This window comes from Lentzea sp. HUAS TT2 (genome assembly GCF_051853195.1).
In the GTDB taxonomy this organism is placed as follows: Bacteria; Actinomycetota; Actinomycetes; order Mycobacteriales; family Pseudonocardiaceae; genus Lentzea.
In genome coordinates this window covers 5,616,581-5,635,480 of record NZ_CP196667.1, presented here as the reverse complement: position 1 = coordinate 5,635,480, position 18,900 = coordinate 5,616,581, and the positions used below count along the sequence as shown (strand labels likewise).

The window sequence follows — 18,900 nt, the reverse complement described above, 5'->3', positions numbered from 1 at the left end:
GAAGACCAGGTCCCACAACGCTTCCGGCGTCGTCACGCCACCGGGGTATCGGCAGCCGATGCCCACGATCGCGATCGGGTCGTCGGTGGCGAGCGTCGCCGCGCGGACCTCGATCCGTTGTGCGCCGCCGAACAGCTCGTCCCGCAGGTGCTCCGACAGTGTCGTCGCGGTCGGGTAGTCGAAGACGAGCGTCGCGGGCAGTGCGAGCCCGGTCGCGGTCTTCAGGCGGTTGCGCATCTCGACCGCGGTGACCGAGTCGAAGCCGAGCTCGCGGAACGCGCGGCCCACCGGGACCTGGTCGCTTTCCTTGTAGCCCAACGTCTTCGCGGCCTCGGCGCGCACGAGGTCGAGCAATGCGCGGTCACGCTCGGCCTCGGTCAAACGGGACAGGCGCTGCTTGAGCTCCGACTCCTCGACGACCTCGTCGGCCAGCGCCGCGCGCACCTCGGCGATGCCGGTGAGCAGCGGGCTCGGGCGTTCGGCGGTGAAACTGGGCGCGAACTTGGCCCAGTCGATGTCGGTGACGGTGAGCTGGGTCTGGTCGTCGGCGACGGCCTGGCGCAGCACCTGCATCGCGAGCTCCGGCGGCATCGACCCGATGCCGATCCGCTGCAGCGCGTCGTACATGCCGTGGTCGGCCGCCATGCCGGCTTCCGCCCACGCGCCCCACGCGATCGAGGTCGCCTTCAGGCCCTGCGACCGGCGCAGGTGGGCGAGGCCGTCGAGGTAGGCGTTGGCCGCGCCGTACGCGGGCTGGCCGCCGCTGCCCCAGCTCGCCGCACCCGACGAGAACAGGATGAAACGAGCCTGTGGCGCCAGTTCGTGCAGGTGACGGGCCGCGGTGATCTTCGTGTCGAGCAACGCGGTGACGTTCTCGAACCGGATCTCGTCGATCGGGGCGTCACCGGTGCCGATGCCCGCCGCGTGCACGACGGTCGTGAGGTCGTCGATGCCCGCGAGGAGGCTCGCCAGGGCGTCCCGGTCCGCGGCATCGCAGGCAGCGATGGTGACGCGGGTGGTGTTCTCCAGCTCTGCCTTGAGTTCCGCGGCCCCAGGTGCGTCGAGGCCGCGGCGGCTGGTGAGCACGAGGTGCTCGGCGCCGGCCTCGGCCATCCAGCGGGCGACATGGCCGCCGAGCGCACCCGTGCCGCCGGTGATCAGGACCGTTCCGGATGCCTGGAACTCCGGGCTGTGGTGCGGATTAGCGCGGACCAGACGGCGGGCGAACACGCCGTTGGCGCGGATGGCGACCTGGTCCTCGGTACCGGTCAACGTGGCCGCGAACCGTTGCGCGGCCTTGTCGTCCAGCGTCTCGGGCAGGTCGATCAGGCCGCCCCAGCGGCGCGGAAGGTCGAGCGCGGCGACGCGGCCGAGGCCCCAGAGCGCGGTCTGCGCCGGGTCGACCTCCTCGTTGCCGACGGCGACGGCGTTGCGTGTGACGGCCCAGACCGGTGCGCTGACACCGGCTTCGGCCAGTGCCTGGACCAGCGTGATCGTCGCCTGCAGGCCGGTCATCGCGATGACGCCGTCGATCGTCTCCGGCAGGCGTGCGATGAGCTCCGCGCGGCTGACCTGTTCGTCGACCTCGAGGTGCGAGGCTCCCAGCGCGTCGATCACGTCCTGCGCGTCCCCGGAGGTGACGACGAGCCACGAGCCGGCCGGGGTCCCGCTGACGACGACCGGGGTCCACTGGTCGCGGTACCGCCAGGTGTCCACTGTGGATTCGGACTTGCGGCGGCTGCGCCATTGCGCGAGCGTCTGCGCGACGCCCTGGCCGACACCCAGGTCCTCGAGGCCGCCGTTGTCGACGAGCTCCCAGAACTCGGCGTCGACCGGGTCGGAGCTGTCCTTGACCAGCTGCTCCGGCCAGAACCGCTGGTGGTCGAACGGGTACGTGGGCAACGCGATCCTGCGGCCACCGGGGTACTGCCACCGGACGTCGAGGCCCGCGACCCACGCCTCGGCGAGCGAGGTGGTGAGGCGCTGTCGTCCGCCCTGGTCGCGGCGCAATGAGCCGATCGCGACGATCTCGGTGCCGATCGCCTCCGCGGTCTGCTGCGCGGGCAGCATCAGCACGGGGTGCGCGCTCGACTCGATCAGCACGCGGTGGCCGTCGGCGATGAGCCTCTCGACGACCTTGGCGAAACTGACGGGCTGCCGCGCGTTCTGGAACCAGTACTCGGCGTCGAGGGTGGTGGTGTCGATGCGTTCGGCCGTGACGGTCGAGTAGAACGGCACGGTGCTCGGCTGCGGCGTGATGTCCGCGAACAGCTCCAGGATCCGGCCGCGGAGCCGGTCGACCTGGGCGCAGTGCGAGGCGACCGTCGAGCCGATCACGCGAGCCCGGACGTCCTTGGCCGTCAGGCTCTCCACGAACTTCTCGAGCGCGGGGACGGCCCCGGCGACCGTGCAGGCGTGCGGGCTGTTGACGCCCGCGATCGCCAGCTCTTCCGGCAGGAGCTTCTCGACCTCGGACGCGGGCAGGGCGATGCTCGCGACGGCGCCGTTGCCGACGAGCTCGTCCGCGAACAGCTGCGACCGCAGCACGACGATCTTGGCCGCTTCGTCGAGGCTGAGCGCGCCGGCGATGTAAGCGGCGGCGATCTCACCCTGCGAGTGGCCGACGACCGCGGCGGGCTCGACACCGTTCGCGCGCCACGTCTGGGCGAGCGAGATCATGATCGCGAACAGCACGGGCTGCAGGACCTCGATGCGGTCGAGGCCGGCGTCGCCGCGCAGCACCTCGATGACCGACCAGCCGACGTGTCCGGAGATCGCGCGGTCGGCCTCGGCCATCCAGTGCGCGAAGGTCTCGTCCTCGTCGAGCAGGGCGACCGCCATGCCGTGCCACTGGCTGCCCTGGCCGGGGAACACGAACACCGGACCCGGCCCGGCCTCGGTCACGGCGCCTTCGACGACCTCGTCGCCGACGATCATCGCGCGGTGGTCGAACCTGCTGCGGGCGGCCAGGGAGAAGCCGATGTCGAGCGGGGTGTGGCCGGCGTTCGCGAGGGCCCCGATCCGCTCGATCTGGGAGCGCAGCGAGCCCGCGGACTTCGCCGAGACGGGCAGCGGCACTGCTCCGTTCGGCGGAATCGATTCCGACTGGCCGACCCCCAGGGGGGAACCACCCCCCATCCCCATCATCTCAGGCAGGTCTGACAATTCCTGGACCAGCGGAGACTCCAAGATCACGTGCGCATTCGTCCCGCTGATCCCGAACGACGACACGCCCGCGCGCCGCGGACGAGACACCGCCGGCCAGTCCCGCGACGAGGTGAGCAGCTCGACAGCACCCGCGTCCCACTCGATGTGCGAGGACGGCGCGGACACGTGCAGCGTCCGCGGCAGCACCCCGTTGCGCAGCGCCATGATCATCTTGATGACCCCGGCGACACCCGCCGCCGACTGCGTGTGACCGATGTTCGACTTGATCGAGCCCAGGTAGAGAGGCTCGGCGCGGTCCTGCCCGTACACGGCCAGCAGCGCCTGCGCCTCGATCGGGTCGCCCAAAGACGTACCCGTGCCGTGCGCCTCGACGGCGTCCACGTCCCCCGGCGTCAGTCCCGCCGACGAGAGCGCGGCCCGGATCACCCGCTGCTGCGACGGCCCGTTCGGCGCGGTCAGGCCGTTCGAGGCACCGTCCTGGTTGACCGCGGTGCCCTTCAGGACCGCGAGGACGTTGTGGCCGTTGCGCAGCGCGTCCGACTGGCGTTCCAGCACGAGCAGGCCGACACCCTCGGAGAACCCGGTACCGTCCGCGCCCTCGGAGAACGCCTTGCACCGCCCGTCCGACGAGACACCGCGCTGCCGGGAGATCTCGATGAACGTCGCCGGCGTCGACATCACCGCGACACCACCGGCGAGCGCCAGCGACGACTCCCCCGTCCGCAACGACTGCGCCGCGAGATGCATTGCCACCAAAGAAGAAGAGCAGGCCGTGTCGATCGTGACCGCCGGGCCTTCCAGACCGAGCACATAGGACACTCGACCGGACGCGACGGACGGCGACGAGCCGGTGCCGTGGTGGCCCTCGAACTCACCGCCGAGCAGCTGCGCGTAGTCGTTGTACATCACTCCGGCGAACACACCGGTGTCGCTGCCGCGCAACGAGACCGGGTCGATACCGGCGCGTTCGAACGCCTCCCACGCGGTCTCCAGCAGCAGGCGCTGCTGCGAGTCGGTCGCGAGGGCCTCGCGCGGTGACATCCCGAAGAACGCCGGGTCGAACTCGGCCGCGTCGTGCAGGAAGCCGCCGAGGCGCGTCGAGGACGTTCCGATGTCGTTGCCGGAGAACAACGTGCCGAGGTCCCAGCCGCGGTCGGACGGGAACTCGGAGATCGCGTCCGTGCCGTCCAGCACGAGCTGCCACAGGTCCTCGGGGGTGCTGACACCGCCGGGGAAGCGGCAGGCCATGCCGACGATGACGATCGGGTCGTCGTCGGACACCGTCCGCGTGGCCACGACATCGCCGGCCGCGCCGAACAGTTCGTCGCGCAGGAACGTCGCGAGCACGTGCGCGGTCGGGTAGTCGAACACCAGCGTCGCGGGCAGCCGGAGCCCGGTGACGGCGGTCAGGCGGTTGCGCAGGTCGACGGCGGTGAGCGAGTCGAACCCGACATCGCGGAACGCCCGCGACGCGTCGAAGTTCTCCAGCGCCAGCACCGCGCCGACCTGAGCGCGGATCAGGTCGAGCAGCGCGTCGAGACGTTCGGCGTCGCCCAGCGGACGCAGCCTCGCGGCCAGTCCGGTAGCCGCGTCCGAACCGGCGACCGCGCGGCGCGCACGGATCCGGATCAGGCCGCGCAGCAACGCGGGAACCTCGCCCTGCGCTCGCAGCGTCGCGAGGTCGAGACGTGCTGGCAGCAGTACTGCCTCACCCGTCGCGAGCGCGGCGTCGAACAGTGCAGTGCCTTGCGCGGGCGTGATCGGCGGCATTCCGGCGCGCACCAGACGTTCCCGGTCGGCGTCGGTCAGCGAACCGGTGAGGCCGACCGAGGCCTCCCACGTGCCCCAGGCGAGCGAGACGGAGTTGCCGCGGTGCTCGGCGAGCGCGTCGAGGAACGCGTTGCCCGCCGCGTAGTTGCCCTGGCCCGCACCGCCGAGAATGCCCGCGGCGGAGGAGAAGAACACGATCCTGGCGTCGGGAAGCAGCTCGTGCAGGTGCCACGCGGCGTCGACCTTGGGCCGCAGCACGGTGTCGAACTGCTCGGGCGTGAGCGACTCGATCACGCCGTCGTCCAGCACCCCTGCGGTGTGCACGACCGACTTGACCGTGTGCTTCTTCAGCAGACGCTGCAACGCCTTGCGGTCGCTGACGTCGCACTTGACGACCTTGACGGCCGCGTCGACCTCCCAGTCCGGCTTCTTCCCGCTCCGGCTGGCGAGGATGAGCTCCGTGATGCCGTGCTCGGCGACGAGGTGCCGGGCGATCACTCCACCGAGCCCGCCGGCGCCGGTGATCAGCACCGGGCTCTCCCACGCGGTCTCCTGCACCGCGGACGCGCGCTGCAGCCGTGGCGCGAAGATCTGGCCTTGCCTGATGCGCAGCTGCGGTTCGTCTGCGGCAAGCGCTTGCGAAAGAACGGCTTCGTCATCGACGTCGACCAGCACGAACCGGCCGGGGTGCTCGGTCTGCGCCGACCGAACCAGGCCCCACACGGCCTGTCCGGCCAGATCTCCCTCGCGGGTGACGAAGGCGAGGAGCTCGGCGCGTTCGCCGGAGATCCACTCCTGGAGCTTGGCGAGAACTCGGGTCGTCAAGGTACGCGTCGACTCGATGACGTTGCCGTCACCCGCGACGTGCTCGATGACGACGTTCTCGGCCGCGTCGGACGGCAGTGCCACGGGCGTCCACTCGACCCGGAACAGCGAGTCGCGGTCGACCTCGTTGCGCGGCAACGTGACCGGCCGCACGACGAGCGACTCGATCGTGGCGACGGGCAGTCCGGTGGTGTCGGCGAGCGCGATCTCCATCGCGTCACCGTGCGAGCGCAACCGGACCCGCAGCTCTGTCGCGCCGGTGGCGTGCAGCGACACGCCTTCCCACGAGAACGGCAGACCGGCGCCGTCCTTCGCGAGCAACGCGGCGTGCAGAGCGGAGTCCAGCAACGCCGGGTGCAGGCCGAAGCCCGCGGTCTCCTCGGACGTGACGACCTCGGCGTACACGTCGTCGCCGGAGCGCCACACCGCGCGCAGCCCCTGGAACGCGAGCCCGTACTCGAAGCCCATGTCCGCGAAGCGCTCGTAGGCTCCCTCGACGTCAACGCTTTCCGCGTTCGGCGGCCAGGCGGTCGCGTCGAAGTCACTGGTCGAGCTGTGGGGAGACAACGTGCCTGACGCGTGTTCCGTCCACGGCCCGTCGTTCTCGGTGCGTGAGTAGATCGCGACCGCCCGGCGTCCGCTCGCGTCCTCGGCCCGCACCGCCACCTGCAGCTGCACGGATCCGTCGAGCACGAGCGGCGCGGAGATCGTGAGCTCGTCGAGCTTCTCGCAGCCGACCTCGTCGCCCGCCCTGACCGCAAGTTCGACAAAAGCCGTGCCGGGCAACAGAACCGTGCCGTTGACGGCGTGATCTGCGAGCCAAGGATGCGAGTGCGCCGACAGCCTCGACGTGAACAGAACGTCTTCGCTGCCCGCAACGCTGACTGCAGCACCGAGCAGCTGGTGCCCGCCCTGCCCGACCCGTCCGGCGGGCCAGAACCGCTGCCGCTGGAACGCGTACGTGGGCAGGTCGATCAGCTTGCCACCGGCGAAGTCCCACCGGACGCCGAGCCCGTTGACATGGGCCTGCGCGAGTGCAGTGGTGAGATGGCCGCCCTCGTTGCGGCGAAGCGTCCCGAGCACCACGGCCTCGGCGTCGTGCTGCTCGACGGTCTGCTCGACGCCGAAGGTCAGCACCGGGTGGGCGCTCGGCTCGACGAAGAACCAGAACCCGTCGCGCAGCAGGGCGCTCGTGGCGTTCTGGAACTCGACGGTCTGGCGCAGGTTCGTGAACCAGTAGCCGGCGTCCATGATCGCGGTGTCGATCGGCTCGCCGGTCACGGTGGAGTACAAGGGAATCGTTCCGGTGCGCGGCTCGATCGCGCCCAGGTCCGCCAGCACCCGCTCGCGGATCGCCTCGACCTGCGGGGTGTGCGAGGCGTAGTCGACCGCGATCATGCGCGCCCGGATGCCCTGCGTCTCGCACTCCAGCACGATCTCGGCCAGCGCCTCGACCTCGCCCGCGACGACGGTGGCCCTGGGCCCGTTGACGGCCGCGACCGCCACCCGGTCACCGAACCGCGCGATCCGCGGCCGCACCTCGTCCACCGGCAGCGGCACCGACAGCATGCCGCCCTTGCGCGACAACACCTCCGCGACGGCCTGCGACCGCAACGCGACCACACGGGCCGCGTCGTCGAGGCTGAGCGCCCCGGCGACCGCCGCCGCCGCGATCTCACCCTGCGAGTGCCCGACGACCGCCTGCGGCTCCACCCCGTGCGAACGCCACACCTCGGCCAGCGACACCATGACCGCCCACAGCACGGGCTGCACGACGTCGACCTGGTCCAGCGGCAGTTCCTGCTCCAGGACCTCGACCAGCGACCAGCTCACGAACGGCCGCAGGGCCGCGTCGCACTCGGCGATCCGGTGCGCGAAGACCTCGTTGGTGGCCAGCAGTTCGCGGCCCATGCCGACCCACTGCGAGCCCTGGCCGGGGAACACGAACACGGTCTTGCCCGCGGTCGTGACCTGACCGGTGATCACGTCCTCGCCGAGCACCACTGCCCGGTGGTCGAACGCCGTGCGCGCGGCCAGCGTGAACCCGACGTCGACGGGGTCGGCTTCGACCGCCCTGATCCGCTGGATCTGGGCTTCGAGGGCCTGCGCGGACTTGGCCGACACGAGCCACGGCACCGTTCCGGACTGTCCCGGCACTGCTCCGTTCGGCGGAATCGATTCCGATTGGCCGACCCCCTGCCAGCCCGGAGCTTCCAAGATCACGTGCGCATTCGTGCCCGACACACCGAACGACGACACACCAGCACGGCGCGGGCGAGACACAGCGGGCCACTGACGCGTCGAGGTCAGCAGCTCGACAGCGCCGGCCTCCCAGTCGACGTGCGACGACGGCTCGGTGACGTGCAGGGTGCGCGGCAGGACGCCGTGGTGCAGCGCCTGCACCATCTTGATCACCGACGCGACACCGGCGGCGGCCTGCGAGTGGCCGATGTTCGACTTGATGGAACCGAGCAGCAGTGGCTCGGTGCGGTCCTGGCCGTACACCGCGAGCAGCGCCTGGGCCTCGATCGGATCGCCCAGCGGCGTGCCGGTGCCGTGCGCCTCGACGGCGTCGACATCGGCGACCGAAAGCCCGGCGGAAGCAAGTGCCGCGCGGATGACACGCTGCTGCGATGGCCCGTTCGGCGCGGTGAGCCCGTTGGAGGCACCGTCCTGGTTGACCGCGGAACCCCGCACGACGGCGAGGATGCGGTGCCCGTTGCGCAGCGCGTCGGACTGGCGTTCCAGCACGACCTGGCCGATGCCCTCGGCCCAGCCGACGCCGTCCGCGGAGTCCGAGAACGCCTTCGAGCGCCCGTCCTCGGAGACGCCGCGCTGCCGGGAGAACTCGATGAACGTCGACGGAGTCGACATCACCGTCACACCGCCGGCCAGCGCGAGCGAGCACTCGCCCGACCGCAGCGACTGGATCGCCCAGTGCATCGCGACCAGCGACGACGAGCACGCCGTGTCGACCGTGACGGCAGGACCCTCGAGCCCGAACACGTAGGACACGCGGCCCGAGGCGACGCTGCCCGCGCTGCCCTGGCCCTGATGCCCTTCCATGTCGCCGCCACCGACGACGGACTGGTAGTCGTTGTACATCAAGCCGGTGAACACGCCGGTCGCGCTGCCCCGCAACGACGCCGGGTCGATTCCCGCGCGCTCCAGGGCTTCCCAAGCCGTCTCCAGCAGCAGTCGCTGCTGGGTGTCGGTCGCCAGCGCCTCCCGCGGCGACATCCCGAAGAACGACGGATCGAACTCGGCCGCGTCGTGCAGGAACCCGCCGGACCGCGTGTAGGAGGTGCCGATGTGGTCGGGATCCGGGTGGTACAGGCCTTCGAGATCCCAGCCGCGATCGGACGGGAACCCGGTGACGGCGTCCACCTCGTCCATCACGAGCCGCCACAGCTCTTCCGGCGTCGTGACACCGCCGGGATAGCGGCAGGCCATGCCGACGATCACGATCGGATCGTCCGAAGTGGACACCAGCGCGGGCAGGTCCGGCGTCACGGCGACGGCACCGAGCAGTTCGTCGCGCAGGTAGGACGCCAGCGTGCCGGACGTCGGGTAGTCGAAGATCAGCGTCGCGGGCAGCCGGATACCGGTCGCGGCGGTGAGGCGGTTGCGCAGTTCGACGGCGGTCAGCGAGTCGAAGCCGAGGTCGCGGAACTGCTGCGTCGGATCGATCACCTGGGCGTTGACGTGGCCGAGAACGCCGGCGACCTCCGCTCGGACGACGTCGAGCAGCGTTTCGAGGCGGTCGGCCTCGGTGAGCGCGGACAGCCGGGAGACGAGCGTGACCGCGGTGTCCGAACCGGCGACCGACCGCTTCGAGCGCGTCCGGACGAGGCCGCGCAGCACCGGTACAACCTCGCCCTTGGCCCGCAGCACGGCCAGGTCGAGCCGGAACGGCGCCAAGGCCTTGGCACCGTGCGCGATCGCCGTGTCGAACAGCTCGACGCCCTGCTCCACCGAGATCGGCGGCATGCCGGCGCGGCGCATGCGTTCGACGTCCACTTCGGACAGATGCCCGGCCATGCCGCCTTCCCAGGCACCCCAGGCCAGCGAGACGGTGTTGGGCCGCTGCTCGGCGAGTGCGTCGAGGAACGCGTTGGCCGCCGCGTAGTTGCCCTGGCCCGCACTGCCGAGCGTGCCGGCGACGGACGAGAACAGCACGAACCTGTCGAGATCACCCGCCAGCTCGTGCAGGTTCCACGCGGCGTCGACCTTGGGCTTCAGCACGGTCGCGAGACGGTCCGGCGTGAGCGACTCGATCACACTGTCGTCCAGCACACCGGCGGCGTGCACGATCGACCGGACGGGGTGCTTCTTCAGCAGCCTCTGCACGGCCTTGCGGTCCGACACGTCGCACTTCGCGACGGTGACGCGGGCGTCCAGCTCGGCGACCCAGCCCGGCTTGTCACCGCGCCGGCTGACCAGCACCAGCTCCTCGACGCCCTGTGCGACAAGGTGTTTGGCGATGACGCCGCCCAGCCCACCGGTGCCGCCGGTGATCAGCACCGGTCCCTGCCACGCGACCTCGCCCCGGACAGCGGTCGCCCGCGCGAGCCTGGCGGCCTTCACCACGCCGTCGCGGATGATCAGCTCGGGCTCGTCGATGCCCAGCGCCCTCGGGACGAGCTCGCCGGAGTCGGTGTCGATGATGCCGAACCGGCCGGGGTGCTCGGTCTGCGCCGACCGCACGAGACCCCGCACCGCCGCGCCCGCCAGGCATCCCTTGCCGGTGACGAACACGAGCTTCTCGGGCCGTTCGTCGGCGATCCACTCTTGGAGCCGCTCCAACGCCTGCGCCACGAGTGCGTGCGTGGCCGCGACGACCTCACCCTCGGCGACGACGTGCTCCACCACGACGTCCGCGGCGGGTTCGGCAGGCAGGTCGACCTCAACCCAGTCCAGTCGGAACAGCGAGTCGCGGTCCGTCGTGCTGAGCTGGTCGGCCTGCACCGCGCGCACCACCAGCGCGTCCACCGAGGCGACTGGTGCGCCGTTGGTGTCCGCGAGCGCGATGGCGAACGCACTGCCGTTGCGGGACAGCTTCACGCGCAACGCCGTCGCACCAGTCGCGTGCAGCTGAACGCCTTCCCACGAGAACGGCAGCCCAGCGCCGTCATCGGTGAGCAACGCGGCGTGCAGCGCGGAGTCGAGCAACGCGGGATGCAGCCCAAAACCGCCGGTAGCCACACCCTCGGGCAGCGCGACCTCGGCGAACACCGTGTCGCCACTGCGCCACGCCGCCCGCAGCCCCTGGAACGCGGGCCCGTACTCGAACCCGTTCTCCGCTAACCGCTCGTAGGCCTCCGTGACGTCGATCGCCTCGGCGCGCGGCGGCCATTCGCCGACCTCGGCGGCGGTCCCGCCGGACCCGAGCACACCGGTGGCGTGCTCCGTCCACGGCTCGTCGACCGCGGCCTCCGCGCGTGAGTAGACGGAGATCGACCGGCGGCCGTTCTCCTCGGCTCCCACGATCAGCTGCACCTGGACACCGCCGCTCTCCGGCAGCACCAGCGGAGCGGCGAGCGTGAGCTCCTCGACCCGGTCCAGCCCGACCTCGTCCGCCGCCCGAAGCGCCACCTCGACCAGCGCCGCGCCCGGCACGAGCACCGCGCCGTGCACGGTGTGGTCCGCCAGCCACGACCGGCGCGACAGCCGCGCCGTGAACAGGTAGCCCGCTCCCCCGGCGAGCTCGACCGCCGCACCGAGCAACGGGTGCTCCACCGCGCCGAGCCCGGCCGACCTGACGTCGGACTTCGCGATGTTCTCCGGCCAGTACGACTGGTGGTCGAACGCGTACGTCGGCACATCGACCCGTCGACCGCCCGTGTACAGCTGTGCCCAATCAACATTGATTCCGTCAACATGTACATGACTGAGCGCAGTCAACATTGACTCAACACCGGACTTGACGCGCGTCAACATCGGAATCAACCCGTCAACCATCGCAGTCAACTGCGCATCAGGGCCGACCTCGACCAACGTCACGTCACCCAGGCGTGAGACGTTCTCGTGAAAGCGAACGGTGTCGCGAACGTGAGCGACCCAATAGTCCACGGTGGTCACATCGCCGGATGTTGACATTCCTACAAGCGGCTCACGGAACTCGATGTCGCTGATCGCGCCGCGGAAGTCGTCGAGCATCGGCTCCATGAGTGGCGAGTGGAACGCGTGGCTGACCTTCAGCCGCTTGTTCTTCCACTTCTCCGCGAGAGAGACGACCTCTGCTTCAACGCCGGCGATGACCACGGACCGAGGCCCGTTGACGGCGGCGATGGACACACCATCAGTCAGATGCGCGCGCACTTCTTCTTCGGACGCGACCACCGACACCATCGCGCCACCCGCCGGCAACGCCTGCATGAGAGCCGCCCGCGTCTGGACTAGCTTCGCCGCGTCTTCAAGGCTGAGCACTCCGGCGACGTGCGCGGCGGCGATCTCACCGATGGAGTGCCCGGCAACCTGCGACGGCCGCACCCCGAACGACTCCAGCAACCGGAACAGCGCCACCTCGACCGCGAAGATCGCAGGCTGCGCGAACCCGGTCTGGTTCAGCGCCTCGACGTCATCACCCCACATGACCTCGCGGACGCCTTGGAGGTGTTCCAACACCTCATCCAATGCCCGCGCGAACACGGGGAACGTCTCGTACAGCTCGCGTCCCATGCCGAGCCGCTGCGAGCCCTGCCCGGAGAAGACGAACGCGAGCGGCTTTCCGCTCACCGCGCCCTTGGCGACGACCTGCCCGCCGAGCACGACGGCCCGATGGTCGAAGGTCGTCTTCAGGGCGAGCGAGTACCCGATGTCCCGTGCGTCGCCGTCCAGCGCGAGTACCCGGCCGACCTGGGCGTCCAGCGACGCAGCCGACTTGGCCGACACCGCCAGCGGCACTGCTCCGTTCGGCGGAATCGATTCCGATTGACTGGCCCCCTGGGGGGATTCACCCCCCAGCCCAATCATCTCAGGCAGGTCTGACAATTCCTGGACCTGCGGAGACTCCAAGATCACGTGCGCATTCGTCCCCGAGACGCCGAAAGACGAGACACCAGCACGGCGCGGACGGGAGACCGAAGGCCACTCGGTGGGCGCCGTGACCAGCGTGATGTCGCCGGCGTCCCAGTCCACGTGCGTCGAAGGCTCGTCCACGTGCAGAGTCGCGGGGACCAGCCCGTGGTGCATCGCGTGCACCATCTTGATCACGCCCGCGACACCGGCGGCCGCCTGGGAGTGGCCGATGTTCGACTTGATCGAGCCCAGGAGCAGCGGCGACGGCCTGTCCTGCCCGTACACAGCAAGCAGCGCCTGAGCTTCGATCGGGTCGCCCAAGGTCGTGCCCGTGCCATGAGCCTCAACGACGTCGACATCAGCCACCGACAAACCGGCCGAAGCCAACGCCGAGCGGATCACGCGCTGCTGGGAAGGGCCGTTCGGCGCGGTCAAACCGTTAGAGGCGCCGTCCTGGTTGATGGCAGAGCCGCGGACCACCGCCAAAACCGTGTGGCCGTTGCGCAGCGCGTCGGACTGGCGTTCCAAAACCAGAAGACCCACGCCCTCGGACCAGCCGACGCCGTCCGCGCTGTCGGAGAACGACTTGCAGCGGCCGTCGGCGGACAGGCCGCGCTGGCGGGAGAACTCGATGAACGTCGACGGCGTCGACATCACCGTCACGCCGCCGGCCAACGCGAGCGAGCACTCGCCGTTGCGCAGGGCCTGGGAGGCCAGGTGCAGTGCTACCAAAGAAGAAGAGCAGGCCGTGTCGACCGTGACGGCCGGGCCCTCGAAGCCGAAGGTGTAGGAGACGCGACCGGACGCGAAGGTGCCGGCGCTGCCCATGCTCTGGTAGCCCTCGAACTCGCTGCCGCTGATCACGACCGAGTAGTCCGTGTACATGACGCCCGCGAACACGCCGGTCGCGCTGCCCCGCAACGAGACGGGGTCGATGCCGGCGCGTTCCAGGGACTCCCAGGCGGTTTCGAGCAGGAGGCGTTGCTGCGAGTCCGTGGCGAGGGCTTCGCGCGGGGACATGCCGAAGAACGCCGGGTCGAACAGCGGTGCGTCGTGCAGGAAGCCGCCGGAGCGCGTGTAGGAGGTGCCGATGTGGTCGGGGTCCGGGTGGTAGAGGGAGTCGACGTCCCAGCCGCGGTTCGTCGGCATGTCGGTGACGGCGTCGACGCCGTCGGAGACGAGGCGCCACAGGTCTTCCGGCGACGCCACGCCTCCGGGGTAGCGGCAGGCCATGCCGACGATCACGATCGGGTCGTCCGAGACGACGGATCGTGCCTCTGCCAACGGAACTGCGGTGTCCGAGCCGAAGAGTTCGTCGTGCAGGTAGGAGGCGAGGACTCCGGCGTTCGGGTAGTCGAAGATCAGCGTGGCGGGCAGGCGCAGGCCCGTGACGGCGGTGAGCTGGTTGCGGAGCTCCACGGCGGTGAGCGAGTCGAAGCCGAGTGACTGGAAGGCGCGGCCGGGGTCGATCTCGTCGGTGCCCGCGTGGCCGAGGACGGTGGCGACCTGGCCACGCACCAGGTCCAGCAATGCTTCCAGGCGCGCAGGGGCGTCGAGCGGTGCCAGGCGGCCGGTGAGGGAGACGGCGGTGTCCGAGCCCGCCACGACGCGGCGGGGACGGGTCTTGATCAGGCCGCGCAGCATCGGTGGGATGTCGCCGCGGCCGCGCAGGACGGGCAGGTCGAGGCGCACGGGAACGGCATTGCCGGCGGTGATGGCCGCGTCGAAGAGCTCGACGCCCTGGTCGACGGTGATGCCGGGGATTCCGGTGCGCGCCATGCGTTCCGCGTCCGCGCCGGAGAGCATGCCCGCGATCCACGGGCCCCACGCGAGCGACGTGCCGGGCAGGCCGTTCGCGCGACGGTGGTCCATGAGGGCGTCGAGGAACGCGTTGGCGGCGGCGTAGTTGCCCTGGCCGACCGTGCCGATGGTGCCGGCGACCGAGGAGAACACGACGAACGCGTCGAGGTCGGTGGTGAGTTCGTGCAGGTGCCAGGCAGCGTCCACCTTGGGGCGCAACACAGTGCCGACGCGGTCTGGCATCAGGGACTCCACGATGCCGTCGTCGAGAACGCCCGCGGTGTGCACGACCGCACGAACCTCGTGCCGTGCCAACAGGTCGGCGACGGCCGCGCGGTCGGAGACGTCGCACGCCTCGACGGTGACCTGGGCTCCCAGCGCTTCCAGCTCCGTGACGTCGGCCTCGCCGCGCCGGGAGACGAGCAGCAGGTCGCGGACGCCATGGGCAGCGACGAGATGACGGGCGATCACCAGGCCGAGTCCGCCGGTGCCGCCGGTGATGAGAACCTTGCCCTGCCAGGAGAACTCGCCAGCCGGAGCGAGGCGGGCCAGGCGCGGCACGAAGGCTTCGTTGCCGCGCAACCGGATCTGCGGCTCGTCCAGCGCGAAGACCTCGGCCGGGACGTCGCCGTCCGACTCCACCAGCACGAAACGGCCTGGATGCTCGGTCTGCGCGGATCGCACCAGACCCCACACGGCGGCCGCGCCCAGGTCACCGGGACGCGTGACGAACGCCAGGCGGTCCTGCCGTTCGTCGGCGATCCACTGTTGCAGGCGTGCGAGAACCCGCGCGGTCAGGGCGTGCGCGGAGTCGATCGGGGTGCCGTCGGAGACGACGTGCTCAACCTCGGCCGCGCCGATCTCAGTGGGAAGCGCGACGGGGGTCCAGTCGACGTGGAACAGGGCCTCGCGCGCGATTCCGGAGTCGCCGGCGGGAATCGGGCGGGTGACGAGGGAGTCGATCGAGACGACCGGGGTGCCGTGGGGATCCGTCGCGGTGATCGCGAACGACTCGCCCTGGGGCCGGATGCGCACGCGCAGCGCGGAAGCGCCGGTCGCGTGCAGCGAAACTCCCTGCCACGCAAAGGGCATGCCTCCCTCGGACGTGCTGAGGTCGGCGGCGTGCAGCGCGGCATCTAGAAGGGCCGGGTGCAGGCCGTAGCGGTCGGTCTCGTCCGCGATGGAGACCTCGGCGTAGACGTCGTCGCCGGCTCGCCAAGCAGCTCGGAGGCCCTGGAACGCCGGGCCGTACGCGAAGCCGTTGTCCGCGAAGCGCTCGTAGAAGCCCTCCAGAGCAACGGGTTCCGCGTTCGCAGGTGGCCACTCTGACGTGTCGCGAACGGTCGCGGGACCGGAGGTGAGGTAGCCGCTGCAGTGTTCGAGCCACGGCGTGTCCGGGTCGAGCCGCGAGTAGACGGCCACGGACCGGCGTCCGGTGGCGTCCTGGGCGCCGACGGCTACCTGGAGCTGTACCGGGTCGTTGAGCACGAGCGGTGCGGAGAGGGTGAGCTCGTCCAGTCGGTCCAGGCCGAGTTCCTCGCCCGTGCGCAACGCGAGTTCGACGAAAGCGGTGCCGGGGAACAGGATTCGGCCGCCGACGACGTGGTCGGCGAGCCACGGCTGGGTGGAGGTCGAGAGCCTGCTGGTGAACAGGACGCCCTGGCCGCCGGCCAGTTCGACCGCGGCGCCGAGCAGCGGGTGGGCGACGGCGGTGAGACCGAGCCCGGACGCGTCGGCGTTCTTCACCGCCGACGGCCAGAAACGCTGGCGCTGGAAAGCGTAGGTCGGCAGTTCGGTCCTGGCTGCGCCTCCGTAGAACGGGCTCCAGTCGACGTCCGTGCCCTCGACGTGGAGGCGGGCGAGCGCGGTGATCAGGGTCTGGGTTTCGGGGCGGTCCTTGCGGAGTGACGGGATGCCGCCGACCAGTGCGGACAGCACGCCGTCCGGGCCGACCTCCAGAAACCGCTTGTCCCCCAGCGTGGTGACGGTGTCGTGGAAGCGGACGGTGGCGCGGACGTGGCGCACCCAGTAGTCGGCGTTCGCGACGTCGCCCAGGCCGGGGATGGTGGGCGCGTGGAAGGTCAGGTGCGCGATGGCGGCGCGGAAGTCGTCCAGCATCGGGTCCATCAGCGGCGAGTGGAACGCGTGGCTGACCTGGAGCTGCTTCGACTTGCGGTCCTCGAAGCGCGCGATGACGGCGCGGGCCTCGTCTTCCGCGCCGGCGACGACGATCGAGTCCGGGCCGTTGATCGCGGCGATCGACACGCCCGCGGTGAGGTGCGGGGTCACCTCGGCCTCGGTGGCCTGGAGCGCGATCATCACGCCGCCGGACGGCAGGGCCTGCATGAGGCGGGCGCGGGCCTGGACGAGCGTGCAGGCGTCTTCGAGGCTGAGCACACCGGCGACGTGTGCGGCGGCGATCTCGCCGATCGAGTGGCCGGCGACGTGATCGGCCTGGACGCCGAACGTCTCGAGCAGGCGGTAGAGGGCGACCTCCAGCGCGAAGATCGCGGGCTGCGCGGTGCCGGTCTGGTTCAGGGCGTCGACGTCGTCGCCCCACATCGTGCTCAGGTCGAGGTGCTGGGCGACCTCGTCGAACGCGCTGCGGAACGCCGGGAACGCCTCGTAGAGCTCGCGGCCCATGCCGAGGCGCTGCGAGCCCTGGCCGGTGAACAGGATCGCGAGCTGCTTCTCGGTGGCGGTGCCGCGCGCGATCTCGGTGCCGTCGAGGAGGACCGCGCGGTGGTCGAACAGCGTGCGCGTCGTCAGGGCGTGGCCGACGTCCTTCGCGGGCGCGGTGACGTCGCGGAGCTGGGCGATCTGGGCGGTGAGCGCGGCGTCGGACTTGGCGGACACGAGCCACGGCGCTGCTCCGCTCGGCGGAATCGATTCCGACTCGCCGGCCCCCAGGGGGGATCCATCCCCCATCCCCATCATCTCAGGCAGGTCTGACAATTCCTGGACCTGCGGCGATTCCAAGATCAGGTGCGAGTTCGTGCCCGACACACCGAACGACGAGATGCCGATCCGCCGCGGCCGATCAACGGACGGCCACGGGGTAGCCGAGGTCAGCAGCGAGACCGACCCAGCCGACCAGTCGACGTGCGACGACGGCGAGGTGACGTGCAGCGTGCGCGGCAGAACGCCGTGCCGCATGGCCTGGACGACCTTGATCACCGAGGCGACACCGGCCGCCGCCTGCGTGTGACCGATGTTCGACTTGACCGAGCCGATGTACAACGGAACGGCACGATCCTGGCCATACGTGGCGATCAGCGCGGCAGCCTCGATCGGGTCGCCCAAAGTCGTACCCGTGCCGTGGGCCTCGACGGCGTCCACGTCCCCAGGCGTCAGTCCCGCCGACGCGAGAGCCGCACGGATCACGCGCTGCTGCGACGGCCCGTTCGGCGCGGTCAGGCCGTTCGACGCACCGTCCTGGTTCACGGCCGAACCGCGCAGCAGACCGAGCACCTGGTGCCCGGCGGCTACGGCGTCCGACAGCCGTTCCAGCACCAGCATGCCGGCGCCCTCCGCCCAGCCGACGCCGTCAGCCGAGTCCGAGAACGCCTTGCAGCGGCCGTCGGAGGCGAGGCCGCGCTGGAGGGTGAACTCGATGAACGAGCTCGGCGTGGCCATGATCGTGACGCCGCCGGCCAGCGCCAGCGAGCACTCGCCGCCACGGAGAGCCTGCATGGCGAGGTGCATGGCGACAGAAGAGGAAGAGCAGGCGGTGTCGACGGAGACCGCAGGTCCCTCGAAGCCGAACGTGTAGGAGAGACGGCCCGACAGCACGGACGCGATGAGGCCGGTGGAGGCGTGCCCGTCGCCGTCCACCGACACCAGGTCCGCGTAGTCCTGGCCGTTCGTGCCGACGAAGACGCCGGTCTGCGAGCCGCGCAGGCCCGCGGGATCAAGACCGGCGCGCTCCAGGGCCTCCCACGTCAGCTCCAGCATCATGCGCTGCTGCGGGTCCATGCCGAGGGCCTCGCGCGGTGAGATGCCGAAGAAGTCCGCGTCGAACGACGCTAGATCGGTCAGGAAGCCGCCTTCCTGCGCCAGCGACTGGTCGCGCAACGAGGACAGGTCCCAGCCGCGGTCGGTGGGGAACGGGGAGACCAGGTCCCGTTCGGAGACGACGGCCTCCCACAGCTGCTCGGGTGTGGTCACCCCGCCGGGGAAGCGGCACGACATGCCCACGATCGCGATGGGCTCGCTGTGCTTCTGCTCCAGCTCGAGGACGCGTTCGCGGGCCCGGCGCAGCTCGACCGTGACTCGCCTCAGGTAGTCGGCAACCTTGTCCTGCTGCTCTTCCTGCAC

1 protein-coding gene (running past one end of the window) is annotated in these 18,900 nt (G+C 70.6%); it reads right to left on the bottom strand.

Going from position 1 to position 18,900, the window contains the following annotated elements; translation table 11 throughout:
• Positions 1 to 18,900 carry the 5' portion of a type I polyketide synthase gene (locus tag ACSHWB_RS27730; protein ID WP_439656218.1) on the bottom strand. The gene continues 8,499 nt to the left of window position 1, outside the view, so the window shows 18,900 of its 27,399 coding nt (coding positions 1–18,900); its start codon is at positions 18,898 to 18,900; the stop codon falls past the left edge of the window.